The sequence below is a fragment of the Pandoraea terrigena genome, from assembly GCF_902459705.1.
Lineage (GTDB): Bacteria > Pseudomonadota > Gammaproteobacteria > Burkholderiales > Burkholderiaceae > Pandoraea > Pandoraea terrigena.
Genome location: NZ_CABPRU010000004.1, coordinates 220,056 through 245,706 on the forward strand (window position 1 = coordinate 220,056; position 25,651 = coordinate 245,706).

3 protein-coding genes are annotated in these 25,651 nt (G+C 67.8%); all 3 read right to left on the minus strand.

Annotation, left to right across the window (positions count from 1 at the left end; translation table 11 throughout):
- Positions 1-31 precede the first annotated feature (31 nt).
- The gene (locus PTE31013_RS11180; protein WP_150612868.1) at positions 32-4,273 is read right to left on the minus strand and encodes an amino acid adenylation domain-containing protein; all 4,242 of its coding nucleotides are present in this window, start codon (positions 4,271-4,273) and stop codon (positions 32-34) included.
- 103 nt (positions 4,274-4,376) lie between these two features.
- A complete protein-coding gene (locus PTE31013_RS11185) occupies positions 4,377-12,320 on the minus strand; it encodes a non-ribosomal peptide synthetase (protein ID WP_150612869.1) in 7,944 nt (2,647 codons plus the stop codon).
- Positions 12,320-25,522 (minus strand): non-ribosomal peptide synthetase, encoded by a 13,203-nt coding sequence (locus PTE31013_RS11190; protein ID WP_150612870.1) that lies wholly within the window; start codon positions 25,520-25,522, stop codon positions 12,320-12,322. Before PTE31013_RS11190 ends, PTE31013_RS11185 begins: the two co-directional genes overlap by 1 nt.
- Positions 25,523-25,651: the final 129 nt, after the last annotated feature.

Consider the following 25,651-nt stretch of genomic DNA (forward strand, 5'->3'; position numbering starts at 1 on the left):
GGGGCTGCCCCTTCTTGCTTGCGTGCCCGGCCTATAGGCCGTCAGCAGGTGGCCCGCATGGGACAGACACCGCGGCTCGTTCCTCGGCACGCCACGCATCCACGTGCCTGAGCGAACGTGCCACATCGTCAATCCACGCCTTGGCGCGCGGCAACTGCATGTGGCTCGACGACACCGTGCTCTCATACACTGGCGCAGTCCCCAGCGCATGCGCCAGCCGGTCCCGATCCTCTTGCGCGCGACGCTCGACCCACCAGGCATGCACCGGTCCCGCCATCGGACGCAAACGGTGCGCGTCCGCCAGCGCCCGCAGGTGCGCCGTCACACGGAACAGATGCCCAAGCTCGTCGCGGCCGAGCGACGCGTAGTCGCCTGTATCGGTTGTCGCCGCTTCGCCCTGGGCCGGGATCGACAACGCGGCGTCGACCGCCGCAGCCAGCCCCCCTTCGTCCAACGCCTTGCCCGCATGCGGCGCGAGCAACGCACGCAACTGCGCGGCGTCCACCTGCGGCAGGATCGTCACGAGATAGTCGAGCAAGTCCGCCGTCCAGTCGCGCCTCGACACCGCGGGCGGTGTCCCCAGCGCGGGCGGCACGAACGTGTCTGCCAGGCCGAGAAATGCGACTTCGTCGCCAGCGGCCCACAGTCGCTGCGCCATCGCCAGGGCAACGGCGCCCCCCAGCGACCAGCCGAGCAGGTAATACGGTCCGTTCGGCTGCGAGGCGCGCACCGCATCCACGTAGCAGGCCGCCATGTCTTCGAGCGACGTGTCGCGCCATGCGGGATCAAGCACCATGCGCGACTGGATACCGATCACCGGGCGCTCGCCCATCAGCGCCTGCGCCAGTGGCCGATAGTCGAAGACCGTGCCGACGGCCGGATGCACGCAGAAGAGTGCCGGCACGGATGCCTTGACCGCGTTCAGGCTTGCCAGCACGCCGCCGCGCAGTGGCGTTGGCGCGCCAGACGTTGCGACACCTGCCGCCAGACGCGCAACCGTGCTGTGTTGCATCAGGTCACGCAGCGTGACCCTGAGCGCAGGCGTGCCACGTTTGAGCCGCGCGATCACCTGCAATGCGAGAATCGAATCGCCGCCGATCTCGAAAAAATTGGCGTCGCGGCTCACGCGATCGAGCTTCAGCACGCCACACCAGACTTGCGCGATGTGAGATTCGAGCGCCGAGCACACCGCCGATGCCTCAGGCACGGACGCCGGCGACGATGCAGTCGCCGCCGCCTCCAGCAGCGCGCGGCGATCGACCTTGCCATTGGCCGTCAGTGGCAGCGCATTCAAGCGTACGAGACGCGCAGGCACCCATGCGGCGGGCAACGACGCCTGCAACGCCTCGCTCGCGGCGGTCTGCGCCAGCTCACCCGCGTAATAGCCGAGTAGTTGCGATTGGCCGCGCGCGTCGTGCTCGACCAGCACGACAGCGTCGCGCACGCCCTCCAACGCCCGCAGTGCGTACGCGACTTCGCCCGGTTCGACCCGGTAGCCACGAATCTTCACCTGGTCGTCGGCGCGTCCGAGATATGTGATCTGTCCGTCGGCGCGTCGTTTCACCCGATCGCCCGTGCGATACATGCGTGCGCCCGCACGCCACGGGTCCGGCACGAACCGCTCCGCAGTCTTGCCCGGCTCCCCGAGGTACCCTCGCGCGAGCGCGACGCCGCCGATATACAGTTCGCCCCCCACGCTCGGCGGCACCAGGTTGAGATCGGCATCGAGTACGTATGCGCTGACATTCGGCAAGGGGGTACCGACGGGAAGCGGCTCCGGCGCGCTCGAGTCGCGCGCGTCCCACTCGGGTGCGCGGTGAGTGAGCACCCCCACCGTCGTCTCGGTCGGTCCGTAATGATTGAGCAGGCGGAGTCCCGGGCGGTGGGTGCGCAACAGCGCCAGCAACGCCGTGTCGGCCGCCTCGCCGCCAACGACCAGCCAGTCATGTGGCAACACGTCGGGGCCGGCCGCCAACAGCAAGCCCTTGAGATGACCCGGGACAATCTTCATCACCCCGATCCGGCGCGCGCGCATCCAGTCAGCGAAGCGGCCCGCATCGAAGGCATCCTCCTGCGGCAAGAGATGCAAGGGCCTGCCCATCGCCAAGGCGCCGAACAATACCGTGTGTCCGAGGTCCGCCGCCACGGTCGAGACCATCGCCATGCCGGCGTCGTCCGGCAAATCATGCCAGTGAGAGATCACGCCCTGGACATAATTGTGCAATGCCCCACGGCCGACGACCACGCCTTTGGGCTGCCCGGTCGACCCGGACGTGTAGATCACATACGCCGCCTGCGCCGGATGCACCCGGCGATGCGCGAAGCGAACGTCGTCACCCGCCATGACATCGGTGACCGAGAGCGTGCGGCAACCATCGACACCATGCAGCGCGGCCATCGACGTCGACGCCGACGCCGAGTCGACGATCACGGCCCGCGCGCCGCTTGCTGCGACCAGCTGCGCCAGACGTGCCGCCGGCTGCGACGGATCCAGCGGAACATATGCGGCCCCCAGTTTCCACACGCCGAGCATTGCGGCGACCCATGCCGCGCTGCGCGGAAGGACCAGCGCAACACGATCCTCCACCCCGATGCCGGATTCCGCCAACGTTTGCGCAATGCGATTTGCGCGAGCGTCGAGCGTGCGGCGCGACCACGCGCCGTCTTCCGCGTCGACGGCAAGCGCATCTCCACGCTCGCCCACGCGTGCAGCCCACGCATCGAGCCAGTCGTCCACCGCCCATGTCCGGCACTCGCCGTCGGTCGCCAGCACCTGCTCGGGTTCCAGCGATAGGCTACCCAGCAAGACATGTGGCGCGTGCGCAAGTTGCCCAAGCAGATGCCGGAAAGCCCGGGCAAGCGGCTCGATCGTCGTGTCATCGACGAGATCCGTGGCATATGTCAAGGCAATCTGCAGTGTGTCGCCACGCTCCACAGTATCGAGCGAGAGATCAAAATGTGAACGCTGCCCGGCAACCGCCATCGGTTCGACGCGCAATCCCGCCATCGCCGGGATCACGTCACGCGCGATTTCGTGATTGAACTTCGCCTGGAACAGCGCGTTGACCGCAGCATCGCGCGCGGGTTGCAGCGCCTCGACAACCTTGTCGAACGGCACCTGCGCGTGTGCCTGCGCATCGATGGCCTGCGACTTCATCGTGGCCACCAGTGCGTCGAACGTCTGCCTGGGGTCGACGCCTACACGCATGACCTGCGTGTTCACGAAGAACCCGATGAGCGGCTCGGTCTCGAGCTTCGCCCGACCGGCCACCGGCACGCCGACATTGACGACACGAACCCCCGCGATGCGACCGAGCCACACCCCGTAAGCCGCCAGCAACACGGTATAGAGCGTGGTGTCGTGTCCGCGGGCCAGCGCGCGCAATCGCGCCGTGAGCGCGCTGTCGGCCTGCATGACGTAGGTGGCGCCGCGTCCGCTGGGCACCGCCGGGCGTACGCGGTCGGCCGGCAACGGTAACACTGGGTGGTCATCACCCAGCAGGCGTTGCCAGTAGGTCAGTTGTCGGGGCAGCTCCCCCGCTTCGAGCCAAGCGCGCTGCCAGATGGCGTAATCCGCATATTGAATCGGCAGCTCGGGCAACGGGTCGACGTGAGCGCCCCCGGCGGCGAAGTGCGTATAGGCGCGCGTGCATTCATCGACCAGACGCGCCATCGACCAGGCGTCCGCCACGATGTGATGCAGCGTGATGAGCAGCACATGCGCTTCGTCGGTCAGACGGATCAGCCTCACGCGTATCAATGGCGCGGCATCGAGCGCGAAGGGCCGCACAGCCTCCTCCTGGGCACACGCCTGCACACGCGCCTCCTGCGCGGATGCATCGCCCGCATCGCGCCGCCAATCCTCCAGGGCGACGGCAAACGGCACCTCGGTGTGCACGCGTTGATACGCACCGTTCGGCCCCTCGTGAAAACTGGTGCGAAGCGCCTCATGGCGCGCAATGACAGTAGCGAACGCCTGCGTCAGCGCGTCGACGGCGAGCGTACCGTGCAAGCGCACCGCAGCCGGAATGTTGTACGCCCCCGTGCCCGGTGAGAGCTGCTCGACGACCCACAGGCGTTGCTGCGCGTACGATAGCGGCACGTCCGTACCGTCACGCAGCCTGCCGGGAATCGGCAAGCCGCCCAGATCAATGCCCTGAGCGCGTGCGCGCGACTGGAAAACCGTGCGTTTGTCGCTCGGCAAGGCGAGGAAGCGGCGCATCAACGCCAAGTCATCAGGCTTGGCAGCAAGGGGGAAATTGGCGAGAGACATCACAACATCCTTCTATCAATCATGCACAAATCATATGCAACGGGACCCGCCCTGCCCGTGCCAGCCACTGGCAGGACAAGTCCGTCGCGCGAGCCCGTCGCGCTCAGGCAGCGTCGGCTTCGAGATCGCCCAGCAGGCCGTCAAGCACACCACGCGCGTGGGCGTCGGGCGCCGCAGGTGCCGCCGCCCACGCCGCGCAGAAGTCCGCCAGCACCGGCGTCTCGAACAGTTGCCGCAACGCGACGGGCCGCCCCGACGACGCTTGCAGCCGCGCCACCATCTGTGTGGCGAGCAGCGAATGGCCGCCCAACGCAAAAAAGTTGTCGTGACGCCCCACGCGCTCCACCCCGAGCACGTCTCTCCATATCTGCGCCACCTCCGCCTCCATGCCCGGCTCGGGAGGCGCAAAGCAGGCAGCCGCACCCTGCGGCGCGGGCAATGCGCGACGGTCGAGCTTGCCGTTTGGCGTGAGCGGCAATGCGCCGAGCCGCAGCCACTGCCCAGGCATCATGAACGCCGGAACGCGTGTTGCAAGGTGCTCGCGCAGGCGGCCCCAAAGGCCGTCGTCGTGATCCGTGTGGGCCACCACGTAGGCCACCAACTGGTCGCCCGCGCCGTCATCGCGCACCAGCACGGCGGCGTCGTCCACATCGGCATGGGTGAGCAACTGCGCCTCGATCTCGCCAGGCTCGATGCGAAACCCGCGCAGCTTGAGCTGCTGATCACCGCGTCCCAGATAGTCGAGCGTGCCGTCCGGCAGACGCCTCACGCGATCTCCCGTTCGATACATGCGCGTGCCGGCCGCGCCCCACGGGTCGGGCACGAAACGCTCGGCGCTCAACGCCGGGCGCCCCAGATAGCCGCGCGCCAGTCCGGCACCGCTGACGTAAAGATCGCCCGGCACACCCATTGGCACTTCCGACAGCGACGCATCGAGCACGCGCCAGCCAACGTCCGGCAGCGCCTCGCCGATGGGCGACTGCCCGATACCACCATCGGGCGTAACGACGCCGTAGCTTGCGTAGACGGTCGTCTCGGTCGGTCCGTACATATTGACGATGCGCGTCTGCGCGCCGAAGCGTGCCCACCAGGGCGCCAGCCGCCGGGGCGTCAGCGCTTCGCCGGCGAGCACGATATGACGCAAAGACGTGAGGGACGTGGGGGATGTGGGGGACACTTCGGACGGCAAAGCGGCGAGCATCTGGTAGAACGCGGACGGCGTCTGGCACAGCACCGTCACGCGTTGCGCATCGATCAACCGCCACAGCGCCTGCGGCTCGCGGCTCGTGTAGTACGGCACCACGACGAGGCGTCCGCCATGCGCCAGCGCACCGAAGATCTCCCAGACCGACACATCGAACGCATACGAATGGAACATCGTCCACACGTCTTGCGGCCCGAATCCGAACCAGGCATCGGTCGAACGCAGCAGCCGGGTCAATTGCCGATGCGCGACCTGCACCCCCTTCGGCCGCCCCGTCGAGCCCGACGTGTAGATCACGTAGGCGAGTTGATCTTCGTGGACGGTCACATCCGGCGCCGTCGTTGGCAACGCCATATCGTCCACGAGCGCATCGACGCTCACGCTGGCGGGCGGCAGCCACACGGCGGCGCCAAGCGCCGTCTCGGTCATGACGACGGCAATCCCTGCGTCTTTCACGACATACCCGAGGCGCTCGTCCGGATAGGCAGGATCGAGTGGCACATAGGCCGCACCGGCCTTGATCACACCAAGGATGGCGACGATCAGCGATACGCCGCGCGTCATCGCGATACCAACGCGGTCCTCGCACGACACGCCCCGGCGCAACAGACCATGCGCCACACGGTTCGCCTGTGCATCGAGTTCGGCATAGGTCAGCGAGCGCTCGCCATCCGTGACGGCAATGGCGTCAGGCTGCGTGAGGGCAAACGCCGCTATCGTGCGATCAACGCGCTCCGCCCCCTCGAACGCCGTGCGCGGGCCGCGCTGCGCAGGCCACGACGACTCGGTCTCGTGCAACACGACGTCGGCTACGCGAAGTGCCACTGGTGCCTCTGGCACGCACACCTGCCCGAGCACATCATGAAGTTGCGCGCACAGCCGCTCGACGGCCGCATCGTCGAAGTGCTGGCGGTCGTAGCTCATGCGCACATCGATGGTCTCGCCCGAAGCAATGCTGATGGTGAGCGGGTAATGCGTCGTCTCTACGTTCACGATGCCACCAAAACGCAGCGCCTGCGCGCCTTGCGCACGCAACACCCGATCCACCGGATAGTTCTCGAACACGATCAGCGAGTCGAACAACGCCTGGCCGGGCCAGCCCAACCAGCGCTGAATATCATAGAGCGGCGTGCTCTCGGCGTCGCGCAGCGCGAGGTTGTCTTCCTGAAGGCGATGCAGCCAGTCGTCGAGTCGCATTGAGGGCAACGGCCCCTGCACCACCGGCAGTGTATTGATGAACAGGCCCAGCATGCGCTCCGCGCCCGGCAACTCGGCGGGCCGTCCGGAGACCGTCACCCCGAAGCAGACATCCCTTCGCCCTGTATAGCGCTGCAACAGCAGCGTCCATGCGCCTTGGATCAACGTATTGACGGTCAGCCTGCGGCTGCGCGCCGCGCGCTGCCATGCCTGCGTGCTCGCGGCGTCGACACGGAACGTGCGCTCCCCATATCCCGGCGCGGGCGCAGTCGTGCGCAGCACGGCTTCATGCAATTGGGTCGGCGACTCGAATGCGCCAAGCCGCTCGCGCCAGAACGATTCGACGTCGCGCGGGCGGTGCGTCTGGAGCCACGCGATGTAATCGCGAAAACGCGGCGTCGCGCTGCCCGCGTCGGGCGCCCCCGACAGATAGGACTGCAGGATTTCACCGATGAGCTGAGCGCTGCTCCAGCCATCGAGCAGCGCGTGATGCACGGTCCAGATCAGTTGCCAGGCATCGTCGGCGATCTGTACAAGCGCCACGCGCTGCAACGGTGCACGCGCCAGATCGAACCCCTGGGCGCGCTCGTCCCGCGCGAGTTGGCTCACGACGATCGCCCCGTGCTGCCGGACCCGCTCGCGCCAGTCGAACTGGCGCAGCGCCTGCGGCACCTCGCGGTGCACCAGTTGGAGCGGCGGCGCCCCGTCGCGCCAGTCGAAGCTCGTGCGAAGAATGGCGTGGCGCTGCACGGCCGCCTGCCAGGCCGCAGCAAAAGCGTCGGTCTGCAAGCCTTCCAGGCGAATCTGTAGCTGGTTGATGTACGACGCGCTGCCCGGCGCCAATCGCGAATGGAACACCATGCCCTGCTGCATCGGCGAAAGTGGATAGGCGTCTTCGAGATCGCCGGCGGGCACCGGCAAGGCGTTCAGCGCGGCTTCGGTCAGATTCGCCAGCGGGAAGTCAGCCGCGCTTGTCACCCGCCCTTCAGCGCTCTCGACCACCAGTGAGGACAGCACCGTCTGCATGCGGTCCGCGACCCGGGCAATCGTGGCCTCGTGCAAGCGCGCCCGCGAGAAACGCCAATGCAGCTTCAGGCAACCATCGACCACCGCACCATCCACCGACAGCCAGTTGCCCAGTGGGGCGGCGCCGTCGCGGGCCGCACCGGCGCTCGCCTCGCTCGGCGCAAAGCGGCCGTTGTCAAACCCGGCGTCGACACGTCCCAGATAGTTGAAGGTAATGCGTCCATGCGGCAATGCGGCCATCGCCTCGCGAACCCTGGCGTCGCCGAGATAGCGCAGCGCACCGAACCCGAGGCCTGCGCGCGGCACGCCCCGCCAGATCCGCTTGACGGCGAACAGTGTTTCGCGCGGCGATGCCGCAACGTCGACCGCCAGCGGGTAGACCGACGTGAACCAACCGAACGTGCGCGTCAGATCGAAGGCTTCCGTGCCGGGCACGTCGTCGCGACCATGTCCCTCGACACACAGCACAATGCGCGCCGCTCCTGTCCATTCGCCGACGGCGTGCGCCAGCGCCGCTACCAGAAGCTCGTGCATGCGCGCACGGCCGTTAGCCACATCGAGCAGGCGCTGGGTTGCCGACGGGTCTAGCGCGACGGTAACGTCTGCCGCGTCGGCTTGACGGTCGCCATCGACCGGTATCGCGTCCACCGGTAGCGAATCGTGCGCCCCATGCAGTGCGTGCTCCCAGAACTGCAGCTCCTGCGCGGCCTCGGGCGATGTCGCCCAATCTCGCCAGTACGCCGCCCATGCCCCGATTGGGGTACTGGTGTCTGGCAGCGCCACCGGCTCCCCGGCTTCGATCTGCGTCAGCGCACGCTGCAAATCGTCCAGAAGCAAGCGCCACGAGACGCCGTCCACGGCCACGTGATGGCACACGAGCAACAGGCGCTGTCGAGCGCCGGGCAGCATCACGAGCAACGCGCGAAGCAGCGGGCCGTTTGCGAGCGACACACTCCGCTGTGCGCGCTCGGCAGCTTCAAGCGCCTCGGCGTCATTGGCCGCGATGACGACGTCGAGTGCTACGAGCGGTGCCTGCGCCGGAGCACGCTGCTGCCGCCATCCGCCGTCGGTCTGAACGTATCGCATCTGCAACGCTTCGTGGTGTGAGGCCACGGCCAGCAAGGCGGCACGCAGCGTATCGGGATCGAGCGAATGGCGCGCATCGCGAACTTCAAGCTGCACCCATTGATTCCAGTGATCCCGCTGCGCGACCGGCATATCGAAGAACCACGACTGGATCGGCAGCAGCGGCACGTCGGCGTCGACGTTGCTCTCAGTCGCCTTTGCCGTGATGGCCCCATGCGTGTGCAACGGCACCGCAACGGTGGCCAGTTCCGCCAGTGTCTGATACCGGAACACATCGCGCACCGTCACACGCCAACCGGCTTCGCGCACACGGCTCACCATTTGCAAGGCGACGATGGAGTCTCCACCGAGCGCGAAGAAGTTGTCGTGCCGGCCAACCTGCGCTGCGCCCAGCAGTTGGGTCCAGATCGTGGCCAGCGCGGTTTCGGTACCGGCCTGCGGCACTTCGGTACTGGCGCTTTGCCACACGGGAGCGGGCAAGCGCTTCCGATCGAGCTTGCCGTTCACAAGTTTTGGCAGGGCCTCAAGCACAAGCACCTGTGCCGGCACCAGATAGGCGGGCAGCCGCTCGCCGAGCGCCCGCCGCAATTGCTCGCCAAACAACGCGGCGTCGACGCCAGCGGGCGGCGTGGCACTCACATGAGCGACGAGCTGCACGCCCGCGGGGCCTTGCGCCGTACTGACCACCGCCTCGCGCACCCCAGACTCGGCCAGCAATTGCGCCTCGACCTCTCCCGGCTCAATGCGAAAGCCCCTGACCTTGAGTTGCTGATCGCGGCGGCCGAGAAATTCGAGATTGCCGTCATCGAGCCAGCGGGCCCGGTCGCCGGTGCGATACATGCGCGCACCCGGCGCCCCCCACGGATCGGGGACAAAGCGCTCCGCACTTTGCCCGGGCCGCGCCCAATAGCCTCGTGCCAACCCGTCGCCGCCGAGATACAGCTCGCCCGCCACGCCGACCGGCAGCGGCTGCAAACAGGGGTCGAGCACGTAGGCCCGACGCCGACCGACGAGCGAGCCGATCGGCGCATAGGGCGTCGGACTTTGCATGCCCGCACCGGCGGTCCAGTTCAATGGTGTGACGACCGTCTCCGTCGGCCCGTAACCGTTGAACAGGCGAGACGGTTGCAACGTCCGCATGACCACGGCGAGCGTGTCGCGCGAGAGCGCTTCGCCACCGCACGAGTAAATGAGCCCGGGGGGCACAGCGCCCGGGTGCGCCTCGACAAATTTCGCCACATGGCGCAGCAACGCCGTCGGCAATCCGGCGTTCGTCACACGGCGCTCGACGATCTGTTCGCATATCTCCTGCGCGGTCCATTGCCTCGCACCGCGCAGCACCACGCATGCGCCTTGCGACAGTAGCGTGAGCCAGCGCTCATGGGCGCCGTCGAACGCGAGCGATGCCACATGCAGCTCGCGAAACGCGGGCGTCATACCGAAGAGCGCGGCAATCGCACGGCAATGCATGGCAATCGGTCCATGACTGACGGCGACTCCCTTCGGTCGTGCGGTCGAGCCCGACGTGAATATGACGTAGGCCAGTTGGGCCGGGTGTAGCGCCGGCAACACTGCGTCCGGCACGGCCGAGGACTTTGCCAGCCCGACGTCGAGCGCCGCGACGCCGGGCGGCAAGCGCCCCGCGCCCCGCGCATCGGTCACGACGACACCAATCTGCGCGTCGGCGCAAAGCTCGGCCACACGCTCGTCAGGGTGTTCCACATCGAGTGGTACGTAGGCACCACCGGCACGCAGAACCGCGAGCATCGCCACCATCGCCTGCGGCGAGCGTTCAAGCCATACGCCCACACGCGCTTCGCGCCCGAGACGCCGGGCGCACAAGTGCGCGGCCAGCGCATCGGCTCGGCGCAACAGTTCGCCGTAGGTCAGCACCTCGCCGTCGCACTCAATGGCGGCGGCATCGGGCTGCAGCCCCGCGTGCGACGCAATCATGTCGGGCAGCAAGCGCGTGTCGCACGTTGGTTCGTCGGCCGGCGTACCCCAGGCGGCAATGGTGGCCAGTGTTTCGGGGTCCGCCAGCGGGAGGTCGCGCAGCGCTGACGTCGGCTGCGCGACCAGCGCCGCGAGCAGGGTCTGCCAATGGGCGCAGATGCGCTGCGCCGTTTGAGGCGAAAAGACATCGCAGGCATAGCCCAGTCCACCGCCGAGCGAGCCGTCCGGCGACTCGACGATGCCGAGATCGAGATCAAACTTCGCCTGCGATGTCTGCCCCTCAAGCACGGTGGCCGTTACGCCGGGGAGTTGCAGCGCTGCGACGGCATCACGCCGCTGGTGGTTCACCATCACCTGGAACAGCGGGCTATGGCTCAGGCTGCGCTCCGGAGCCAACCGCTCGACAACCTGTTCGAATGGCACATCGGCGTGGCGCTGCGCGTCGAGCAACACGTCGCGCACCTGCGCAAGCAATGGGCGGAACCCGCCGGCAAGATCGACACGCGCGCGGACGACCACCGTATTGACGAAGCATCCGACAACGCGCTCAAGCGCCGTGCGGCTACGGTGGCTGAGCGGCACCCCGACGCGTACATCGACCGTACCCTCCGGGCTGTTCTCGTCGCCCTGCCCGGCGGCGTATCGCGCCAGCAAGGCCTGGAACGAGGCCAACAACACCGCGAACGGCGTCGTCTGCGCTTCGCGCGCCAACTCGCGCACGCGCAGCGCAAGCGGCGCGGGCAGCGTGAATGACACACGCCCGCCCGCGGTATCACGCTGCGCCGGACGATGCCGGTCGAGCGGCAGCGCCAGCAGATCGTCGGCATTGGCCAGTTGCGTCGCCCAGTAGTCGAGCTGACCGGCGAGCGCATGACCACGAAGGCGCGTGCGTTGCCAGACCGCGTAATCGCCGTAGGTCGGCCCCACGGGCGCTTCTGTGGGCGTATTCCCGGCCCGCACAACGGCATAATCGTGCGTAATTTCACCGATGAGGATATCCAGCGATCCGCCGTCGGAAATCAGGTGATGCATCGTGAGCACCAGCGCGTGACGATCCGCCGCCATCCGCAACAACGTCGTGCGCACCAGCGGCCCCAGCGCCAGGTCGAACGCCCGACGACCGAGCTGCGCAACAGTTTCTCCAATACCCTTGTCGCTTGCCATGGAAGGCGTACCACCCGCCGCAAGAGGCACGACGTCGAGCGGGACGTCGATCTGCGTGTGGACCCGTTGCATGAGCTTGCCATCCTCGACGTCGAACGTGGTGCGCAGCGCGGCGTGTCGCGACACGGCCGCAGCGAACGCCTGGGCAAGGGCAGCCGCATCGAGATCGCCGTCGAGTTGCACGACGCCAGTGATGTGATAGGTGTCCGGGTTGTCATCGAGTTGCAGCAGGGTCCACATGCGCTGCTGCGCGAACGAGGCGGGCGCCTGAACGCTGCCCTGCCGCTGAGCGCTTTCGACCCAGCCGTCGAGCGGCAAGTGCTCCCGCACTTCCACGCCCTTGCGCTCGAGCAGCGCGATCATCGCAAGCCGCTGGGCTGGGGCTAAGCGCGCAAGTGTCGTTTGAATATCGTTCATCACTGTCGGTGCTCCGATCCGAGCAGCGCCGCGAGCGCCTCGGGGGAAAGGGATTCCATCTCACGCAGCGCCGCCTGCAAGGCGTCGTCGGCAACGATGGGGGGGGTGCGCGATGCGCCGGTGAGTGTGTCCAGCGCCTGCGCGAGCGCATCCAGACGGCTCGCCTCGAACAGCGTGCGCAGCGGGATGTCGACCGATAGCGCATCGCGCAAACGCGAGGCGACCTGGGTCGCCTGCAGCGAGTGGCCGCCCAGGGCAAAGAAGTCGTCGTGGCGACTCACGCGCGACACCCCGAGCACGCCTTGCCAGATCGCCGCGACAAGCGCCTCGTTCCCGGCATGCGGCGCTTCGAAGACGGCGGTACCCGCCGACTGCGGCGCCGGCAGCGCACGCCAGTCGAGCTTGCCGTTCGGCGTGAGCGGCAATGCCTCGAGGCGCACCCACTGGCCCGGCACCATATAGGCCGGCAAGCGTCCGGCAAGATGCGCTCGCAGTCGTTCCCAGAGCCGGTCTTCCGGACCAGGCGATGACACCACATATGCCACCAGTTGCTCGCCCGCGCCGTCGTTGCGCACGAGTACGGCGGTATCGGTCACGTCGGCGTGGCGCTGCAACTGCGCCTCGATTTCGCCCGGTTCGATGCGAAAACCGCGCAGCTTGACCTGCGCATCGCCCCGCCCGAGATAGTCGAGCGCGCCGTCGGCCAGGCGCCGCGCCCGGTCGCCGCTGCGGTACATGCGCGCGCCAGGGGCGCCGTCCGGGTCGGGCACGAAGCGCTCTGCCGTGAGACCTGCCCGTCCAAGATAGCCACGCGCGAGCCCTGCTCCGCCGACATACAGGTCACCCGCCACCCCGGGCGGCACATCGTTGAGCCCCGAGTCCAGCAAGCGCCACGTCAGATCGGTGATCGGCACTCCGATCGGTGAACCCGCCGTGTCGTCAGGGTGCAGCGCGCGATGGCTCACATGCACCGTAGTCTCAGTGATGCCGTACATATTGGTCAGACGCGTGGTTTGGCCAAAGCGCTGCCACCATGGTTGCAAGCGAGCAGGCGTCAGCGCCTCGCCACCGAAGACGATGTGGCGCAACGTCGTGGACGAGACGTTTTCGGGCATCGCGCCGAGCCATTGATAGAACGCGGACGGCGTCTGGTTCAGCACCGTCACCCCCTCCCGGTCGACCAGCGCCCACAGGGCACCCGGATCGCGCGCGGTATCCTGCGACACCACCACTAGCCGCGCGCCGTGGGCCAACGCACCGAATATCTCCCATACCGAGAAGTCGAAGGCATACGAGTGGAACATCGTCCACACGTCGCTGCGCACGAATGCGAAATCGCCAGATGTCGCGAGCAGCAAGCGCATGAGATTGCGATGCGTGAGTTGCGCGCCCTTCGGCCGCCCCGTCGACCCCGATGTGTAGATCACATAGGCGAGTTGATCCACATGGACCGCGCGCGTCGGCGCGTGCTCCGGCAAGGTGTCGTCGGACAGTATCGACTCGATCGTGCTCGCAAGCGGCGGCAGCCATGCCTCGCGCGCCAGCGCGGACTCGGTGATCGCGTGGGTGACGCCCGCGTCGGCGACCATGTACGCCAGACGCTCCGCCGGGTAGGCCGGGTCGAGCGGTACGTAAGCCGCACCGGCCTTGAGAATGCCGAGCATCGCCACGATGAGCCCGGTGCCGCGCGACATGGCCAGCCCGACGCGCGCTTCGGGCTGCACGCCCGCGCCGATCAGCCAGTGGGCAACGCGATTGGCTTGCGCGACGAGGGCTGCATAAGTCAGTTCGCGATGCTCGTCGCTCACCGCAATCGCGTCGCCGCATGCCTCGGCCTGAGCGTCGACGACCGCGTGCACGGGCAGTGGCACCGCGACACCGACGGGCACGTGAGCGCCTGACGGCGTTGCGCAAGGCGCCTGCGGCGTCATCGCCAAGCGCGCCACCGGGACGTGCGCCTGCGCCATCGCCACTTCGAGCAGCGTCAACCATTGACCGCCAAGGCGGCGCACCGTGGCCGCATCGAAAACGTCACAGGCATACGTCAGCCAACCGCGCAGCACGCCCGTCTCGTCCTCTTCCGTATCAAGCGCCAGGTCGACCTGGGCGTGGTGCGCTCGGCGCTCGATGGCCTGCATCGTCACCCCGCCCAGATCACGCAGCGGTGCGAAGGCGCGCTTCTGATGATTGACCGACACCTGAAACAACGGGTGCCGCGAAGCGCTGCGTACCGGTGCGAGACGCTCGACCAATTGCTCGAACGGCACGTCCGCGTGCTGTTGACCTGCCAGTAGCCGCTCACGCACTTGGCGCACCAGCGATGCGAACGTCGTCGGCGCCTCGATCAGCGAACGCAGCACCTGGGTGTTGACGAAGAACCCGACGACCGGCTCGAGGACCTCAAGCGCTCGCCCGGCCACCGGCATGCCAGTCCGTATGTCCCCTGCTCCGGTCACACGGTGCATGAGCAGGTGGAAGGCCGCAGCCATCACCATGAAGCGCGTCGCGCCATGTTCGCGGGCAAACCGGTCGAGCCGCGCCGGAAACCCTGCCGGCATCGTCAAATCGATGCTGGCGCCAGCGCCGTCACGAACGGCCGGCCGCGCACGATCGAACGGCAGGGCGAGCTCCGGATGCGTCGTGCCAAGTTGCTCCCGCCAATACGTCAGTGATTCCGCGTGCGCCGCACGATTCGACTGCTCGCGCTGCCAGAGCGCGTAGTCGCCGTAGCGAACGTCAGGCGCAGCGGTATTGCGCGTCGGCACAGTGCCGTCGGCGTGCGCCCGATAGGCACGAGCCAGATCGCCGATGAGCAGATTCATCGACCAGCCATCGCAGACCAGGTGATGCATGACGAGGATCAGTACATACGCCTGTGTGTCCAGGCGCATCACATGCACACGCCAGAGCGGGCCGCTCGCCAGATCGAACGGGGCCCGCGCAAGCGCATCGAACTGCTCTCGCACGGCGGCATCGCGAACGGCCGCGTTGGCGCCATCGGTCACGGCACCTTGCGTAAACGCGATGGGCAACGCGGCATGCACACGTTGCTCGGGCGCGCCCGCCTCGGCGTCGCTGGCCGCGATGGTCATGCGCAACGTCTCGTGCCAATCCGCCAGCGTATGCAGCGAGCGCTCAAGGACGTCGGTTTGCAAGCGCCCTTCGAGGCGAAGGGCGCCTGCAACGTGATACGCCCCGGCACGTGGGGCCAGTTGCGTTTCGAGCCAGACGCGCATTTGCGACGACGACAGTGGGAACGTGCTTCGCTTCGGATCACCGCGCAACGGCCACGCGGCGGGTGCCCTGTCCGACCCAGGTGACTGCGAAGACTCGGGCGGCGAAGCGAGCGTCGCCAGTTCCGCCACCGTCGGGTGTGACGCGAGATGCTGCGGTCCCACCTTGATCCCGCGTTTGCGCAACCGGGCGATGACTTGCAACGCCAGGATCGAATCACCGCCGATCGCGAAGAACGCTTCGTGACGACCCACCTGCTCGCGCTTGAGGACCTGGCGCCAGATGGCCGCGATGTCAGCTTCCACGCCACTGCGCGGCAACTCGACCGACGCCGCGCCCGCCGACGTGTGCGCATCACCGATCGCGAGCAACGCGCGACGGTCGACCTTTCCGTTCGCGTTGAGCGGCAACCGCTCGACACCCTCGATGCGCGCCGGCACGCAGGCCGAAGGCAATGCCGCCGCGAGTGCGGCGCTCACCGCATCGACCGTCGCCTCACCGGTAAAAAGGCCGTGCAGCCACGCGCCGCCGGGGCCGTCGTGACGAGCCACGACGGCTGCCTCGATGACCCCCGGCACCTGGCGCATGGCGCGCACGACTTCCGCCGGTTCCACACGATAGCCGCGAATCTTGACCTGATCATCCATGCGGCCGAGAAAGACAACCGCTCCGTCGGCGCGTTGCATCGCCCGGTCGCCGGTTCGATAGAGCCGCGCGCCCGGATGCCACGGATGTGGCACAAAGCGCTCTGCGGTCTGTGCCGGCGCGTCGAGATAGCCGCGCGCGACGCCCGCCCCGCCGATGTACAACTCTCCTGCCACACCGTTCGGCACCGGATTCAGGTCGGCGTCGAGCACATGCGCATCCAGATTCGCGAGCGACGCGCCGACAGGAATCGCTTCGCCGGGCACCGGTTGCCCAGGCAGCGCATACGTCAGCGCGCCGACCGTCGTCTCCGTCGGCCCGTAGTGGTTGAGTACGGCAAGTTCCGGGCGCGCCGCCCACAGTTGCGCCACGAACGAGGGATCGAGCGACTCGCCTCCTGTGACCAGCACGGCTCGCGGCAACACCGACGGTCCCGCGGCATCGAGCAATCCCTTCAGATGCCCCGGCACGATCTTGAGCACGTCGATCGGCCGCGCGCCACACCAATGCGCAAAGCGCTGCGCATCGAACGCGCAAGCCTGCGGCACGAGGTACAAGGGGCGGCCCAGGACGAGGGCACCGAACAGCGTCGTATGTCCAAGGTCGGCGGCCACCGTGGACGCCATGGCGAAGCCGCCGGTCGCGCCGGCATCGGTATCGAGGCCGCGCTCATGCAGACGTGCCGCCACGGCGTGCACGTAGTTATGCAATGCGGCGCGGCTGACCACGACGCCCTTCGGCTCTCCCGTTGATCCGGACGTATAGATCACGTAGGCGGCCTGTGCGGGGTGCGTCGCTACCGGGCGAAGGGCAGCGCCATCGTCTTGTGCCTGCGTCACATCGCGCCATCGGATCAGCGGTACGTGCGCGATGGTCGGCGCGCGATCGTCGACGATCACCGCCTTTGCACCACTGATCTTCGCAATTTTCTCAAGACGTTCTGGCGGCTGCGACGGATCGAGCGCAACGAACGCGGCCCCCGCTTTCCACACGCCCAGGATCGCACCGGGCAGCGCCGCGCTGCGCGGCAGACACACCGCCACGCGATCTTCCGGACCGATCCCGCGCGACTGCAACGCCTTGCCAAGGCGATTGGCCAGTACGTCGAGTTCGTCGCGCCGGTAGCGGGCGTCCTCGCCTTCGACGGCGAGCGCTGCACCGTCGCGATCGACATGGGCGTGCCAGTCGTCGAGCAAGTCGTGCGTCGACCAGGCGGTACCGACCGGCAACGCCGCCACCACATCGCCTATTCCCACGGTACCGAGCGGGAGGTCGAGGCAACCGGTCAGCGTCTCAAGCAGCGTCACGAAGCGCTCACCCAACGCCGCCACACTATCCTCGTCGAAGCGCGCGCGGGCATAGGCGAGTACCAGGCGCAGGCCGTCGTGCTGCTCAACGATCAACGAGAGCGGATAGTTGTTGCGCGCTTGCGCTTCGCGCGCTAGCAACGAAAGCCGTAGGCCGTCGTCACGCGGCCCCAGCAAAGCGGCATCCAGCGGGTAATTCTCGAAGACCACGATGCTCTCGAACAGCGCACCGTCAGTGGCCTCACCCCCATCTTCGCGCCGCGCTTCGCGTGTGATGGCCGACAATGCGACGTGTTCATGCTCGCGCGATTGCGCCGTCTGCGTCTGTAGCTGGCGAAGCCACTCCGCGACGGACAAGCGCGAATCGAGCGTCGCGCGCACCGGCAACGTGTTGATGAAGAGCCCGGCCATGCGTTCGATGCCGGGGATGGCAGCCGACCGGCCCGACGCCGTGACGCCGAACACCACGTCGCGCACACCGGCATGACGCGCGAGCAGGAGCGCCCATGCGCCTTGACACAGCGTGCCCGGCGTGACGCCCGCACGGCGCGCCGCGTCGCACCACGTCTGCCATTGGCCCGAAGCGAGTGTCCACGCCGCCTCGGCGTGACCGCTCGCCTGACTCGGCAAGCCGCTCGGGCGGGCAGCGGGCAACGGCGTCGGAGCGGCAACCCCGTCCAGCAGGCGACGCCAGTACGCCAGCGATGCCGTCCCGTCCCGCTCTCGCTGCCACGCGGCAAACGCCGCGAATGAAGGGGCCGACGGGAGGTCGGCATCGTTCGACACGCCGGTAGTTGCGCGCGCGGCATAGCGCGACATGACATCGCTCAGGACCAACCCCGTGCTCCAGCCGTCGAGCGCAACGTGATGACTGCTCCACAACAACCACCAGCGTGCCTGCCCCACGCGAATCAATGCGAGGCGCGGGCGATGCGCCTGCGCAAACGAGAATCCCACGGCCCGCTCGGCAGCGAAGCGTGCGTCCAGGCGAGCGTGTTGTGCCGCGCCATCCAGGTCTCGCCAATCCTCCACCGGCAGAAGGTCCGCACTCGGCGACACGGTCTCACGGGCGTACACCAGCAGCAGCGGCAAGTCGCCCGACTCGGCAACGTACGCCGTGCGCAATGCCGCGTGGCGCATGACCGTCGCGCGCCACGCGTAGGCAAACGCATCAGCATCGAGGTCGCCCTCGATGACGAATCCCTTCTGGTAGAAGTACGGGTCGGCCGTGCCCTGCTGTTGTGCATGGAACAGCAGGCCCTGCTGCATCGGCGTGGCGGGCACAATGGCTTCGAGCTGCTGCGGCGACGCGGGCAGCGTGGCCAGTTGCGCGCCCGACAGCCCCGCATGAGGAAAGTCTTCGGCCACGACGGGTTCGTGACCGGGCAGTGCTGCGGTCAATGCCGACAGCGTTGCACCGATGTCCTCGAGGAGCGCCCGTACGTCGTCGCGCGCAAATCGCGCGCGATCGTAGCGACAGACGAAACGCAGTGTGTCACCGCGTTGCCAGACGTCGACGCTCAGCCAGTTCGGCGGCGGCGCGCTCGGGTCGTGAGACAACCCGCCGTCGATGATGCCGTCGGCATCCGTACGGCCGAGGAAGTTCACGGTGACGTGGCCTTCGGGCAGCGCGTCGAGCGTGGCCCTGGCCTGCGGCGTGCCCAAGTAGCGTAGCGCGCCGTAGCTCGCGCCGTCCGCCGGGATACGTCGCCATGCCTCGCGCGTCGCGGCGAGTGTGGCCAGCGGCGTGGCGCCGACGCTTACCGACAACGGCCAGGCGGCCGTGAACCAGCCCAGCGTACGCGAAAGATCGCCCTGCCCCGTGCGGCCATCACGCCCGTGGCCCTCCACGTGAACGACATAGCGGTTGGCATTGGCCCGCACGCCCAACGTGTGGGCCACGGCGGCGGCCATGACCTCGTGCGCCCGAACATACCGCAGTCGCGCAAGCGACATCGCCAAGTCCGCGGGCCACGTGGATTCGATCTCGCCGATCCCGGTCTCGGAACGCCCAGGCCTTGCGATGCCAATGTCGTCGACGGCGCCGGACAACGCTTGCCGCCAGACGTCGAGCGCGGCTTGCGCTTCGCCGCAGCGGGTCCAATCATGCCATCGCTGTGCCCAATCTCGCATCGACTGGCCCACGGCCGGCAGTGCCACGGGCCCTCCCGAACGCGCCTGTGCAAGTGCGCTTTGCAGATCCTCCAGCAGGATTCGCCACGACACGCCATCGATTACCAGATGGTGCGCAACGAGGAAACAGCGAAGCGCGCCGGCGTCCGTACGCACAAGCAGCGCGCGCAGTAGTGGCCCGTGCGCAAGCGACAGGCTGCGCTGCACCCTTGCGAGACCTTCCGCGAGTTGAGCCTCGTCGCACATCGCCGCGTGCCAGAGCAGATCGTCGCCAGCCTGCGGCGGCACGTAGTGGGCTTGCCAGCGACCGTCATGCTGCGCAAATCGCAGGCGCAGCGCGTCGTGATGTGTCACAACCTTCGCAAGTGCTGCGCGCAGCGAGGCGATGCCGGTGCCCTCGGGCAGACGCACTTCGACCCATTGGTTCCAGTGATCGCGCCGGACAAGGTCCTGTTGGAAGAACCAGGCCTGCACCGGTGTGAGTGGCACATCGCCTTCGAGAGGCTCCGGTTCGCGCGTGGGCTCGACCTCACGGCCGAGCTCACGCGCCTGCGCGGCAAGACGCGCGAGCGTCTGGTGAGCAAAGACGTCCTGTGCGCCGAGATGCCACCCGGCCGTGCGCGCCCGGCCGACCATCTGCAGCGCGACGATCGAATCGCCACCCAGCGCGAAGAAATTGTCGTCACGGCTAACGGCGGGCAGGCGCAGCAACTGCTGCCAGATCGCGGCCAACGCCACCTCAGCGGCGCCCTGCGGCGCCTCGCCGCCGGTGCTGCGCCAGACGGGTGGCGGCAACGCGGCGCGATCGCGCTTGCCGTTCGGCAGCTTCGGCAGCGCATCGAGCACGATGATGAGCGCAGGCACGAGATAATCCGGCAGCCGATGCGACAACGTGACACGCAGGGCTTCGCCATCGAGATCGCGGCCGGCCACGTAGGCAACGAGTTGATCGCCCGCCGGCCCGTCCGCCGCGACAACCAGGGCGTCGTCGACCCTCGGTTCTCGCAATAGCTGCGTTTCAATTTCGCCAGGCTCGATGCGAAAGCCGCGCACCTTCACCTGCTGGTCGAAGCGGCCAAGATACACGAGCGTGCCATCGGCGAGGCGTCGCACCCGGTCCCCGGTGCGGTACATACGCGCGCCGGGTTCGCCGCGAGGGTCTGGTACGAAACGCTCGGCTGTCAGGCCCGGGCGACCGAGATATCCACGCGCTACGCCGTCGCCGCCAAGATATAGTTCGCCAGCCGCACCGAGCGGCACCTCGCCCAGCCACGGATCGAGCACCCACGCACTGCGGCGCCCTACCGGCTCGCCGATGGGCGCGTATGCCTGCCCAGCGAGCTGCGCGAACGGGTGCGCGTCCAGTGCACCGTCGATCGACCAGGCCACTGGCGTCATGACCGTCTCGGTCGGGCCGTAGCCGTTGATCGTCTGCGACGGATGGAACATCGCGTGGGCCGCGCGCAGCGCGGGCCACGGCATCGCCTCCCCCCCGAATGAAAGCAACCTGAGCGCCGGTGCGCCACTCGCCCCGCTCGTGGCGAGGCGGCAAAGATAGGCCGTTGGAAAGCCGGCGTTGGTGACGCCGTGGCGACGCATCGCGTCAACCATCGCCTGCGGCGCCCAGTGCCGTTCGTCCGCGATGAAGAGCGACGCGCCGCAGATGAGCGGCGCCATCCAGCGCTCGTGCGCGCCGTCGAAGTTGATCGAGAGCACATGCAGCTCGCAGACGTCGGGCGTGAGGCGGTACTGCGCGCCCGTCGCAACGCAATGCATGGCCAGCGGACCGTGCGCCACCGCGACGCCTTTCGGCGTGCCCGTCGAACCCGATGTATAGATCAGGTACGCCAGTTGGTCCGGGTGCAGTGCCTCGTCCGGTGCATGTGCCGGTAGTGAGGGATCCGCGGCGATGTCCGCCACCACGGCACGACGCGCGGGCAGCCATGGGGCATCGGCCAGCGGCGCCTCGGTCAGGACGAGCGATATCCCGGCATCGCCGACGATCTGCGCAAGACGCTCGGCCGGATACGATGGATCGAGCGGCACGAAGGCGCAGCCCGCCTTCATGATCCCGAGCAGGCCGGTGATCATGCCCGTCTGGCGCGACATGGCCAGGCCGATGCGGGCTTCCGGTGCCACGCCCTGCGCTCGCAACCATTGCGCGACGCGGTTGGCGGATCGCACCAGATCCGCATAGGTAAGCACGCCGGCTTCGTCACGCAGGGCGACGGCGCACGGATGCTGCCGCGCGCGTGCGTCGATGCGTGCCGGAATGGCCTGGAAAGGCGCACAGCCGTCGCGCGCCGCGGTGCGGCTGTAGTTCGGTGTACACTCGAACGCCACGTCCAGCGACGCAAGGGCATGTGTCGAGCGCGCGAGCAGGGCCGCAAGGCTTGCACGCCAATCGGCCCCGATGCGAGCGACAGTGGCGGCGTCGAACAGATCCGTCGCGAAGGTGAGTCGTGCTCGCAAGGCAACGCCATCGAGCGAATTCGCGTCGCGATCGGCGCCGTGCGACGTCGGATCGCGCAGCTCATCGATATCGAGCGCCAGATCATACTGCGCGCCGCTCGTGAGCGGCATTGCGCGCACATCGAGTCCAGGGGGCCAGACTGCCGCCGCGCGCGACGTGCGCGAGGTCACGGCATTGGCCACATGATGGTTCAACATCACCTGGAACAATGGCGACTGCCCCACACTACGCTGCGGGGCAATGCGCTCCACCAGGCGCTCGAAAGGCGCCTCGCGGTATGCGCTCGCTTCCAGTGCAGCGTCGCGCACCTGCGCAACCAACGTGTCGAAACTCGCCCTCGGATCGATCTGGGCGCGCCAGACCTGCGTGTTGACCACGCATCCGAGCATGCGATCGAGTCCAGCCACGTCGCGTTGCGCCACCGGCACGCCGACGCGAATGTCGGTCTCGCCCGAATAGCGATGCAGCAGCCATTGGAACGACGCCGCCAGAACGATGAAAGGCGTGGCGTGGCGCTGTGCGGCGTAAGTCAGCAAGTCGCGAGTCAGATCCGCCGTAAATTCGAACGACAGCGTCTGCCCCGCGGCGGTGCGCGCAGCGCCGCGCACACGGTCCGTCGGCAATGTCAGCACGGGCGACGGTTCCGGCAGGCGCGCCTGCCACCAGTCGAGCTGGCTGGCGAGCGCCGCACCGGTGACCCGCGCGTACTGCCAATGGGCGTGATCGCCCGGCTGCACAGGCACCCCGTCGAAAACGGGCATGCCGCCCGCCACGCACGCGCCGTAAGCCACGGCCAGCTCTTCGACAAACACGGTCATTGACCACGCGTCCGTCAGCAGGTGATGCATCACGAACACCAACCGCGACGCATCGGCAGAGGTCCGCAGCAACACCACGCGCCAAGGCGGTGTCTTGTCCGGTGAGAACGGCTGCGAGAGCCGGTCGCGGGTCAGGCGCTCGGCGGCGCCGTCCGGATCCTCGTTCGTCGTGAGATCGTGCTGTGCGAACGGCACCGCCGCGTGAGCGTGCACGATCTGCACGCTTTCGCCGCCTCGCTCGCCGAACGTGGTGCGCAAGATATCGTGTCGCTTCGCGACGGCATCGAGGGCTCGGCCCAGTGCCTGCGCATCGAGGCGTCCGTCGACGAGCAACTGGCCGCCCACGTGGTAGGCCGCACTGTTCGCCGGATCCAGGCGATGTGCCACCCACAGTCGCGCCTGCGCGGACGACTGACGGTAGACGCGCTCGCCCGCCGTCGCGCTCAATGGGGTGGCCGTCGGAATTCGCTGTCCCGCGTCGGCGCCACGGTCGGACGCATCGTGCGGCACAGGTGGGATTTTCTCGAGTTCTTTCACCCATTCGCCAAGCCGCGCATGTTCGTACAGCGAGGCAAGGGTTGCCCGCAATCCCAATCGCTCGTATACGCGGGCGATCACTTGCATTGCAAGCAACGAGCTGCCACCACAAAGGAAAAAGTGATCGTCCGGATTCACCTCCCGTCGGCCAAGCACGTCGCACCAGATATCGGCCGTGACTGTGTAACGGACATCGGAAAGGGGCTCGCTGCGCGGTTTGTCGGCCGAGCCACTGCCCGTCGTGTTCGCGGTAATCGCCCCGTTTTGCCAGACGGCCCACGCGTCGAGCGATCCCTCGCGCCAGCCCCTGGCGCACGCGCTGCGCTGCAATTTTCCACTCGACGTCTTCGGCAACGCGCCCGGATTGAGCAGCACCACCACGGACGCCGCCTGCTGACAAACGTCGGCCACCGCCACCGCGACGGCTTCGGCCAGCGATGTCGGCGTCACCAGTTTCTGCACACTGCGGCCAACCTCCGCCGCCACGCCGATACCGGGCTCACCGTCGATGTCGACAGCGAATGCCGTGACCCGCCCCTTGCGCACCAGCTCAACGTCGGCTTCGACAGCCTTCTCGATATCCTGCGGATAGAGATTGTGGCCGCGCACGATGATGACATCCTTGCAGCGGCCGGTCACATACAACTGCCGCTCGTGCAGAAAGCCCAGATCGCCGGTGCGAAGCCAGCGCCGACCGTCCGCATGCACGAACGCGTGCGCGCTTGCCTCGTCGTTGCGCCAATAGCCCTGTGCGACGCTCGGGCCGCTCACCCATATCTCGCCCACCTCGCCCGTGCCGACCGGCGATGGCGCGACATCGGCCGACTCGCTCCACGTCATGAGCCGTACGGCGTGATCGGCCTGCACCGCGCCGCAGCCCACGAGCCGGATACCGTCGCCAGCCGCCGCTTCGGCGCATTGCCGCGCCATGGCGGGACGGTCGAATTCGGCGGCGGTCATGCCATCGCCCCGCTGTCCGCCAGTGACGAAGAGCGTGGCTTCGGCGAGTCCGTAGCAGGGATACACCGCCGCCGGATTGAAGCCGGCCGGGGCGAACGCGTTGCAGAAGTCGACCAGGGTGTCGTGACGCACCGGTTCGGAGCCGGAAAACGCTAGCCGCCAGCCGCGCAGATCCAGCGACGCGATCGTACTGGCGTCGACACGCTGCGCACACAGGCGATAAGCGAAATCGGGACCGCCGCTGACCGTACCGCCAAACTGGTCAATGGCGCGCAGCCACCGCACGGGACGCTCGAGGAAGCATTGCGGCGACATCAACACCAGGCGTGCGCCGCGATAGATCGGCGACAGCAGCCCGCCGATGAGTCCCATGTCGTGATAGAGCGGCAGCCAGCTCACCATCGTGTCATCGCGCGTCATGCCAAGCCCCGCGACGATGGCCGCCTCGTTGGCCATGAGGTTCGCGTGGCTGACCATCACGCCCTTGGGCGTCGATGTCGAGCCGGAGGTGTATTGCAGGAATGCCAGGTCCGTCGGCGCAACGGCAGTCTCCTGCCATTCGGACGCCATCGCGTCGTCGATCTCGTCGACCACGACGATCTCCACGCCACGCAGTTCCGGCATGGCATCGCCCAAGGCCCGCATGGCGTCGCAATGCCGCCGGTCGGTGAGCACGAAGCGCGCGCGGGCGTCATGCAGGATGGACCGCACGCGCGCGAGATGCTGCGGCCGCGCCGACTCCGGCGGGAAGGCCGGCACCACGATCGCGCCTGCGTAAAGACAGCCGAAGAAGCCGGCCACGTAGTCGAGACTCGTGGGCATGAGCAACAGGCCCCGCTCTCCATGTGCCTGCCCGAGGCAAAGCCGCTGCAGGGTCGCCGCGATGGCGCGTGCACGTGCATCAAGGCCGGCGCAATGGAGCGTCTCGCCGACGCTGTCGTCGCCGGACAGCACACGCAGGGCCTCGCGCGAAGGCTCGAACCGGGCGCGCGCGCGCAGCAGGTCGACGATGTTTTCAATCGGGGCACCGGGCGATGCGGGGGCCGTCGCGTCGAGCGGGCCGAACGGTATGGGCAGGCGAAGAGCGTCGTTCATTACGGTAGCGACTCACGAAGCAGGAACGGAATCAAAGGCCACGGCGCAGCCACGGCCGCGATGACCACGGCGAATGGCGACGCGCCGCAGGCGACAAGCGCGAGATAGGAAAGGATGACGGGAGACCTG